This is a genomic window from Pseudomonas sp. EMN2 (genome assembly GCF_009650555.1).
Classification (GTDB): Bacteria; Pseudomonadota; Gammaproteobacteria; order Pseudomonadales; family Pseudomonadaceae; genus Aquipseudomonas; species Aquipseudomonas sichuanensis.
This window is the reverse complement of record NZ_VZZR01000123.1, coordinates 1-7828: the sequence shown is the minus strand read 5'-3', so window position 1 is coordinate 7828 and position 7828 is coordinate 1. Positions and strand designations below refer to the sequence as shown.

The window sequence follows — 7828 nt, the reverse complement described above, 5'->3', positions numbered from 1 at the left end:
CGAAGTTGATTGCAGACCGCCCCTTACTGCAGGAGCAGGTTAACGCATTAAAGAGGGAGGGTAAGGTCGAGATCGCCGCCGTCATTGGCTTTGTCGTTGGGCAGAGCAATGAAGCTGCAATGCAGGAGATTGCGTCTGCATTGAGCCAAGAGTCCGAGTTTAAGCAAGGGCTCGGCCAGGTATTGCTGGGTGTGGTGACGGGTGGTGGCGGGCGAACGCCGAAGCCTTCAGTCAGCCAGGGCGGTGGAAAGACAGGGTCTGCGGGGGGAGCAGGTGACGGGGGTGTGGTTGTTGGTGCAAAAGCACCTGGAAAAGATTACGTTGATATTCTTTCTCCTGAAGCAAAGCAGCATATTCTTTATGGAGATAAACCTGGAAGCGGCGGCCACATGTGGCCAGGACAGCAAGGGAAGACCGTTTTCCCTGAAAGTTGGTCAGGAGAGAAAATTGTTCGTGCGGTTGGCGATATTGCGACCTCTCCGAACACTAAGTGGTACGCACAGACAGGAACCGGAGGGGCTTATACAGCTAAAGGGGACCCTGCCAAGTGGGTTGCTTATGAAACTCGTGATGGAGTGCGTATGCGAGTTGTATACCAACCAGCTACAGGGAAAGTGGTTGCCGCATTTCCTGATGATGCTCCGATTCCACCTTATAAGCCGATTAGGTAAATTTTATGTTTGCAGGTCGTATTATTAAATTTGGGAATAAATTTGACGGCCGATTGGACGCGGACCTGCTCCAAGGGGCCTTGGACTATGTTGCGTACAATGAGGAAGGTCTGGCCTTCGAGATACTATGCGATCACATTTGTGAATTTGATATTTCTATCACGGGCGAAGAGTACCAGGAGGCAGTTCGATTAATCACAGATCTGGGGCTTGATTTAGATGATGGCCCATTTAAACATCTGGCGGGGTTGCGGAAGTGAAAGGCTAGAGATAAGTTAGTGCAAAAGCGACTCCAGGTACCGACTCGTTTTTCAGCTTGCCAAGTAATCAAAGGGCGCGGAATATTTTGCTGGAGGATGTTGCTGGCGGAAAATCTGAGCGTTTCGTAGAGGCAACTATGGTGTCGAAACGCCAAATCTCGTTGATTATGTGATCCGTTCAGGGCAACCTGTGCATGCCGTTGTTGATGGTGTTCCTCGGACGGTTTACTGGAGTGGAAATTTAGCGGCGGTAACTGAAAATCTTGGAAAGCTTGTGGTTACTATTCTTCGTAGGGCTAGCGAATGAATGAGTGGTTATACCCTAAGGCGGTTGAGGCTGTTGAGCGTGCGTGCGCTTTATTTCTGAGCGGAGAGTTGTCTGCATGCGACCTACAAGCTGCTTTGTACAAGGCAGAGCAGGAAATTCTCGCATATGAGGAGCGATGGCTTAGGTCTTTGCTGTGCGATGCTGAAAATAGAATTGAAGAAATCACTTACACGGAGTCATCTGAGCGACATTCCACGTTAATTATTTTAGTTGTTCACCAACTACTTGAAAGCATGCAGCGTGGTCATTCACTCCATGCGCAGTGACTCCACATTTCTCCGACGCCGGCCCCGCGCCGGTGTTGTTTTGTCTGCGACCAACGCCAGGCAGGAGCCGCCCATCCACGATCCTGCCCCTGAACTCTTCCAGGATAGCCTCGATGCGATTGACGGAGTTTTTGAGGCCCGGCGAGTACGAATGAAATAGAGGGTTTTCCCCGATTTCCCCTGATGATGTATGTCGGCATCCAGGTTAAGGCAGGTGGCCCTAACATCAGTCTCTGAGCATGAGCTATCACCAGTGACGAGACTTGCTATACAGTCGTTCAACTGCATATCCCGCCACGAGACCCACCCATGTCCCAGGAAGCCCGTTTCAGCCGCATGCTGCCCGAACTGCGCAAGGCCAATCTGGTCGAGGCCACCCTGGCCTGCCTGAAACGCCATGGCTTCCAGGGCGCCTCGATCCGCAAGATCTCCGCCGAGGCCGGCGTTTCGGTCGGCCTGATCAGCCATCACTATTCCGGCAAGGACGAACTGGTCGCCGAAGCCTACATGGCCGTCACCGGCCGAGTGATGCAGCTGCTGCGCGAGGCCATGGACCAGGTCGCGCCCAACGCCCGCGAGCGGCTGTCGGCGTTCTTTCGCGGTTCGTTCAGCGCCGAACTGCTCGACCCGCAACTGCTCGACGCCTGGCTGGCATTCTGGGGCGCGGTGAAAACCGCCGAGGCGATCAACCAGGTGCACGACCACTCTTACGGCGAATACCGTCGCGAACTGCGCAGCCTGCTCAGCGAACTGGCGCGGGAGGAGGGCTGGCAGCGCTTCGACGCCGACCTGGCCGCCATCAGCCTGAGCGCGCTGCTCGACGGTCTGTGGCTGGAGTCGGGCCTGAACCCCGGCACCTTCACCCCGGCCCAGGGCGTGCAGATCTGCGAAGCCTGGGTCGACGGCCTGCAAGCCGGCGGTCGGCAACGCTTCACCCTGCCGGCCGAGGGCTGTTGATCGACCGTTCAGCAATCGCTAGTCTTGGCCCACTCTAATAAGAAACACGCCCACGGGCGACTCAGGACCAAACGCAATGACCTCTCGGGTACTGATCGTCGACGACGATCCGCTGATTCGTGATTTGCTCCAGGCCTACCTGTCCCAGGAAGGCTATACCGTCCACTGCGCCGCCACTGCGGAACAGGCCGAGGCGCTGCTGGCCGAGCAGCCGGTGGAGCTGGTGATGCTGGATATCCGCCTGCCGGGCAAAGATGGCCTGACCCTGACCCGCGAGCTGCGGGTGCGTTCGGAGGTGGGGATCATCCTGATCACCGGCCGCAACGACGACATCGACCGCATCGTCGGCCTGGAATGCGGCGCCGACGACTACGTGAGCAAACCGCTCAACCCCCGCGAGCTGGTGTCGCGGGCCAAGAACCTGATCCGCCGCGTGCGCCACGCCCAGGGCAGCCGGCCCGCCACCCAGGCATCTGCCGCCCTCAAGCAGTTTGGGGAATGGGCACTGGACTGCGACCGCCGCCGCCTGATCGATGCGCAAGGTGGCGAAACCCTGCTGACCCACGGTGAGTTCCAGCTGCTCAGCGTGTTCCTGCGCAACAGCGGCCACACCCTGAGCCGCGACCAGTTGATGGACCAGATCCGCAACCGCGAGTGGGTGCCCAACGACCGTTCCATCGACGTGCTGGTCGGGCGCCTGCGGCGCAAGCTGCATGACGACCCCGCTGAGCCCGAGCTGATCATCACCATCCACGGCGCCGGCTACCTGTTCACCGCCAGCGTGGCCGCGTGAGCCGGCGCCTGTTCGGCCTGCTGTTGCTGCTGCTGAGCGGCGCCTTGCAGGCCGCCGAGACCGTCCGTTACTGCGATTACCCGGTCTACCCGCCGGTGTCCTGGAGCGATGGCAAGCAACCGCGCGGCCTGGCGCCGACGGTGGTGCGCGAGCTGTTCGGGCGGCTGGGCTACCGGGTCGAGATGGTGGTGCTGGGCAACTGGCAGCGTTGCCTGCTGGACGCGGCCGAAGGGCGGGTGGACGTGGTGCTGGCCTACGCCTCGGAACAACGCGCCCAGGCCATGCGCTTCTCCACGGTGCCGGTGCTGCGCGAAGAGGTGGCGGTGTTTGCCAACCGCCAGCGGCCGCTTAAATTCGCAACCCTCGAAGACCTGGCCCGCTACCGTGGCGGGCTGCTGTTCGGCGAAAGCTACGGCGCCGACTTCGACCGTTTCGTGGCGCAGCATCAGAACATCGAATGGGTATCGGACAGCGGGCAGAACTTCGGCAAGCTGATTCGCGGGCGCATCGATTTCGTGATCCAGGAGCGGCGCACCGGCCAGTTGTTCGTCGAGCACCTGCCCGGTGCCCGGGACATCGTTGCGCTGGGGCCGGCGCTGAGTGTCGACTACCTGCGTGTGGCGGTGTCGCGCCACTCGCCCTTGAGTGAGCACATGAACGAGATCGACGCGCAGTTGCAGAAAATGACCGACGCCGGCGAGCTTGAGCGCTGGCTGCATGAAAGCGAGGTCACCTACCGCGATATGGTCCAGCAGCCATGACCCGCCTGCAACCGGGTGGCCTGCTGCGTCGGCTGCTGCTGTTCATCCTGCTGTTCAGCCTGTGCTTCACGGTGCTGGCCAGCAGTGTGCAGCTGTACTTCGAGTACCGCCGCGAGATGCGCGATATCGATGGGCGCATGGAGCTGATTCGTGCCGGTTACCTGGCCAGCCTGGAGCGCAGCCTGTGGGACTTGAACCAGGAGCAGCTGAACGTGCAGTTGCGTGGGCTGGTGGACTTCTCCGATGTGGCGCGGGTGCGCCTGAACAGCGACGACTTTACCTTGCAGCAAGGGGATCCGGCGCCAAAGGGGCCGCTGCGGGTCGAGCGCTTTGCCCTGGATTTCCAGCCGCCTTCCGGGCCTGCGCGCCACCTTGGCGAGCTTGAAGTGAGCATCGACCTTGGTGCGGTGCACCGGCGCCTGTTCACCACGGGCCTGACCAGCCTGCTGTGGATGAGCGTGTTCCTCTGCGGGCTGGCGTTGGCGCTGTCGGGGCTGTTCTATCGGCTGGTTACCCGGCACTTGCAGGTGATGGCCGACTTTGCCCGCCGCATCGGCGCCGGGCAGTGGCATGAACCGCTGCGCCTGAACAAGCGCCGCTCACCGCACCCGGACGAGATCGACAGCGTGGCCCTGGCGCTGGACGACATGCGCCGGGCGATCCTCAGCGATATCGAGCGCCGCGAGACCGATCGCCTGGCCCTGCAGGACAACCGCGACGAACTGCAGAAGCAGGTCGAGCGCCGCACCGCCAGCCTGCTGCGCGCCAAGGACGACGCCGAGGCGGCCAACCTGGCCAAGTCGCGCTTCCTCGCCACCATGAGCCACGAACTGCGCACGCCGCTCAACGGCATCCTCGGCATGGCCGAACTGCTGCGCGACGCCGGGTTGGCGGCGCAGGACCGCAAGCGCCTGGAGGCGCTGTACAAGGCCGGCGAAGGGCTGCTGGGCATCCTCAACGAAGTGCTGTATTTCGCCAGGCTCGAAGAAGGCGAAAGTCACCCGGAAACCGTGGGCTTTTCCCTGCGCCAGTTGTGCGACGAAGTGCTGACGCTGCTCGAACCCCGGGCCCTGGCCAACGACAGCCTGGTGCTGTGCCGCATCGACCCTCGGTTGGCCACGCACCAGCGCGGCGCCGAGCAGTATCTGCGCCAGGTGCTGAGCAACCTGCTGGCCAATGCGATCAAGTTCACCGAGGGCGGCGAGATTCTGGTCGAGGTGCAGGTGCTGCGCGAGCAGGCCGGGCGCCAGCACCTGCGCCTGAGTGTCAGCGACGATGGCATCGGTATCTGCGAGGCGATGCAGCCGAAGATCTTCGACCGTTTCGTCCAGGCCAGCGAGGCGGTGGCGCGGCGTTATGGCGGCACGGGCCTGGGGCTGGCGATCAGCAAGCACCTGGTCGAACAGATGGGCGGGCAGATCGGCGTGCGCAGTCGCGAGGGGGAGGGCAGTTGTTTCTGGTTCGAGCTCGACCTTGAGGCCGTGCAGCAGGCCGAGGCGCTGCCGGCTGGCGCTGCAAGCACGGCGCCGCTGGACATTCTGGTGGTGGAGGACGTGGCGCTCAACCGAGAGGTGGTGCGCGGGTTGCTTGAGCGTGACGGCCACCGGGTGTGGCTGGCCGAGGATGCCGAGCAGGGGCTTGAACTGTGCGCACAGCGGCGCTTCGACCTGCTGCTGCTGGACGTGCACCTGCCGGGCATCAGCGGCGTGGCGCTGTGCCGGCAGGTGCGGGCGGGCGATACCCCCAACCGCGACACGCGCATCCTCGCGCTGACCGCCAGTGTCCAACCGGGGCTGGTGCGCGCTTACCTGGATGCCGGCATGCAGGGGGTGCTGGGCAAGCCGCTCAAGCTGGCCAACCTGCGTCAAGCGCTGGCAGGCCAGGACCATCAACCGCAATCGGCCACGGCTGCGTGGCTGGACCACGACTTGCTGGATACCCACCGCACCCTGCTCGGCGCGCAGAAGCTGCATGGCCTGCTGGCTGGTCTGCGTGACGCGCTGCAACAGCAGCGCCAGGCACTGCTGGAGGCAGTCGCGGCGGGCGACTGTACCGAGGTGATCCACCTGGCCCATCGGCTGGCTGGCAGCAGCGATTCCATGGGGTTCTGCGGGTTGGCGGCGACATTGCGCAGCCTCGAAACGCACGCCCTGGCGCGGGATAAAACGGCGGTGCAGGCCATGGGCGCGTTGCTGAGTGAGCACCTGCTGCGCGCCGAACACAGCCTGGCTGAACTGTTGGCCGCCTGAGCGACAAAAAACTTACGACTTTTTACATCTTCGATCTTTACGGTCAATCGGGCCTTACATCGCTTTCCAATAATCGGGGCAGCCGCTGCACACGCGGCCCTAAAGGCTTATTGGAGATAACAATAATGAAAGGCCGTAAAGCTGAAGGTATCCAACTCACACGGGCATTGAAGAGCCGGCACATCTTCATGCTCTCGCTCGGTGGCGTGATCGGCACCGGGCTGTTCATGGGCTCGGGCGTGACCATCAACCAGGGCGGGCCGGTGGGCGCGATCCTGGCTTACCTGGTGGCCGGTTTCCTGATGTACCTGGTGATGGTCTGCCTGGGCGAGCTGTCGGTGCAGATGCCAGTGTCCGGCTCGTTCCAGGCCCATGCGACGAAATTCATCGGCCCCGCCACCGGCTTCATGATCGGCTGGGTGTACTGGATGAGCTGGGCCACCACCGTGGGCCTGGAGTTCACCGCTGCTGGCATGCTGATGGAACGCTGGTTCCCAGGCGTGCCGATCTGGTACTGGTCGGCGTTGTTCGTCGCGGTGCTGTTCGGTATCAACGCGTTGGCCACCCGTGCCTTCGGTGAGGCTGAGTACTGGTTTGCCGGCATCAAGGTGGCGGCGATTCTCGGCTTCATCATCGTCGGGGTGCTGGTGATCTTCGGCGCCATCCCGCTGACCAGCGGGGCACCGGCGCCGATGATGACCAACCTGATCGGTGAATCGCTGTTTCCCAACGGCCTGTCGGCCGTGTTCGCCGTGATGATGACCGTGGTCTACGCCTTCCAGGGCTGCGAGATCATGGGCGTGGCCGCGGGCGAGACCGATCAGCCGGAAAAGAGCATCCCGCGGGCGGTGCGCAACGTGGTGTTCCGCGTGCTGATCTTCTATGTGCTGGCCATCGTGGTGCTGTCGGCGATCGTGCCCTGGCAGCAGGCCGGGCTGATGGAAAGCCCGTTCGTGCAGGTGTTCGACATGGTCGGCATCCCCTTTGCGGCGGACCTGATGAACTTCGTGATCCTCACCGCGATCCTGTCGGTGGGTAACTCAGGCCTCTATGCGTCTACTCGCATCCTCTGGGCGATGTCCAAGACCGGCATGGCGCCCAAGAGCCTGTCGCCGCTGAGCAGCCGTGGCGTACCGCTGCGCGCGCTGTTCATCACCCTGTGCTTTGCGCTGATCTCGCTGATGACCAGCTTCGTCGCGGCGGACACCTTGTTCATGGTGCTGATGGCGGTGAGCGGCATGTCAGGGACGGTGACCTGGATCGTGATTGCCCTGGCGCAGTACCGCTTCCGCCAGCAGTTCCTGCGTGAGGGTGGGCAGGTGAGCGACCTGAAGTACCGGGCGCCGCTGTACCCGCTGGTGCCGTTGCTGTGCATCACCCTGTGCAGTTCGCTGTTCGTGTTCTTGGCGATGGATGAGACCCAGCGGCCTTCGTTGTATTGGGGCTTTGGGTTTATTGCGCTGTGTTATGCGGCGTATTTCGTGGTTCAGCGTCGGCGGCAGGGGGTGGGGGTGGAGGTGCCGGTGGTTTGAGGGAGAATGGG

The 7828-nt window shown here is 62.3% G+C and carries 8 protein-coding genes; all 8 read left to right on the top strand.

Features of this window, described 5'->3' with window-relative positions; translation table 11 throughout:
- Positions 1–671 (top strand): EndoU domain-containing protein (locus F6X61_RS27085; protein ID WP_178125896.1); only part of this gene is annotated, 671 nt, incomplete at its 5' end.
- Positions 672–676: 5 nt separating this feature from the next.
- Positions 677–931: a MafI family immunity protein gene (locus F6X61_RS26315; RefSeq protein WP_153789216.1), complete on the top strand. Its 255-nt coding sequence runs from the start codon at positions 677–679 to the stop codon at positions 929–931.
- A 303-nt stretch (positions 932–1234) separates the two neighbouring features.
- On the top strand, positions 1235–1525 hold the full coding sequence (locus F6X61_RS26310; RefSeq protein ID WP_153789215.1) for a hypothetical protein: 291 nt from the start codon (positions 1235–1237) through the stop codon (positions 1523–1525).
- Between the two features lie 309 nt (positions 1526–1834).
- A complete protein-coding gene (locus F6X61_RS26305) occupies positions 1835–2482 on the top strand; it encodes a TetR family transcriptional regulator C-terminal domain-containing protein (RefSeq protein WP_110992864.1) in 648 nt (215 codons plus the stop codon).
- 76 nt (positions 2483–2558) lie between these two features.
- The gene (locus F6X61_RS26300; protein ID WP_153789214.1) at positions 2559–3275 is read left to right on the top strand and encodes a response regulator; all 717 of its coding nucleotides are present in this window, start codon (positions 2559–2561) and stop codon (positions 3273–3275) included.
- A complete protein-coding gene (locus tag F6X61_RS26295) occupies positions 3272–4036 on the top strand; it encodes an ABC transporter substrate-binding protein (protein ID WP_153789213.1) in 765 nt (254 codons plus the stop codon). Before F6X61_RS26300 ends, F6X61_RS26295 begins: the two co-directional genes overlap by 4 nt.
- Positions 4033–6285, top strand: coding sequence for an ATP-binding protein (locus F6X61_RS26290; RefSeq protein WP_153789212.1), 2253 nt, complete (start codon positions 4033–4035; stop codon positions 6283–6285). The genes F6X61_RS26295 and F6X61_RS26290 overlap by 4 nt, the downstream gene beginning before the upstream one ends.
- A 125-nt stretch (positions 6286–6410) precedes the next feature.
- Positions 6411–7817, top strand: coding sequence for an amino acid permease (locus F6X61_RS26285; RefSeq protein WP_153789211.1), 1407 nt, complete (start codon positions 6411–6413; stop codon positions 7815–7817).
- The last annotated feature ends 11 nt before the right edge of the window (positions 7818–7828 follow it).

Bases quoted from the DNA above. Each gene is read 5' to 3' on its own strand.
- F6X61_RS26310 (WP_153789215.1), top strand. From the start codon at position 1,235: ATGAATGAGTGGTTATACCCTAAGGCGGTTGAGGCTGTTGAGCGTGCG.
- F6X61_RS26315 (WP_153789216.1), top strand. From the start codon at position 677: ATGTTTGCAGGTCGTATTATTAAATTTGGGAATAAATTTGACGGCCGA.
- F6X61_RS26285 (WP_153789211.1), top strand. From the start codon at position 6,411: ATGAAAGGCCGTAAAGCTGAAGGTATCCAACTCACACGGGCATTGAAG.
- F6X61_RS26290 (WP_153789212.1), top strand. From the start codon at position 4,033: ATGACCCGCCTGCAACCGGGTGGCCTGCTGCGTCGGCTGCTGCTGTTC.
- F6X61_RS26305 (WP_110992864.1), top strand. From the start codon at position 1,835: ATGTCCCAGGAAGCCCGTTTCAGCCGCATGCTGCCCGAACTGCGCAAG.
- F6X61_RS26300 (WP_153789214.1), top strand. From the start codon at position 2,559: ATGACCTCTCGGGTACTGATCGTCGACGACGATCCGCTGATTCGTGAT.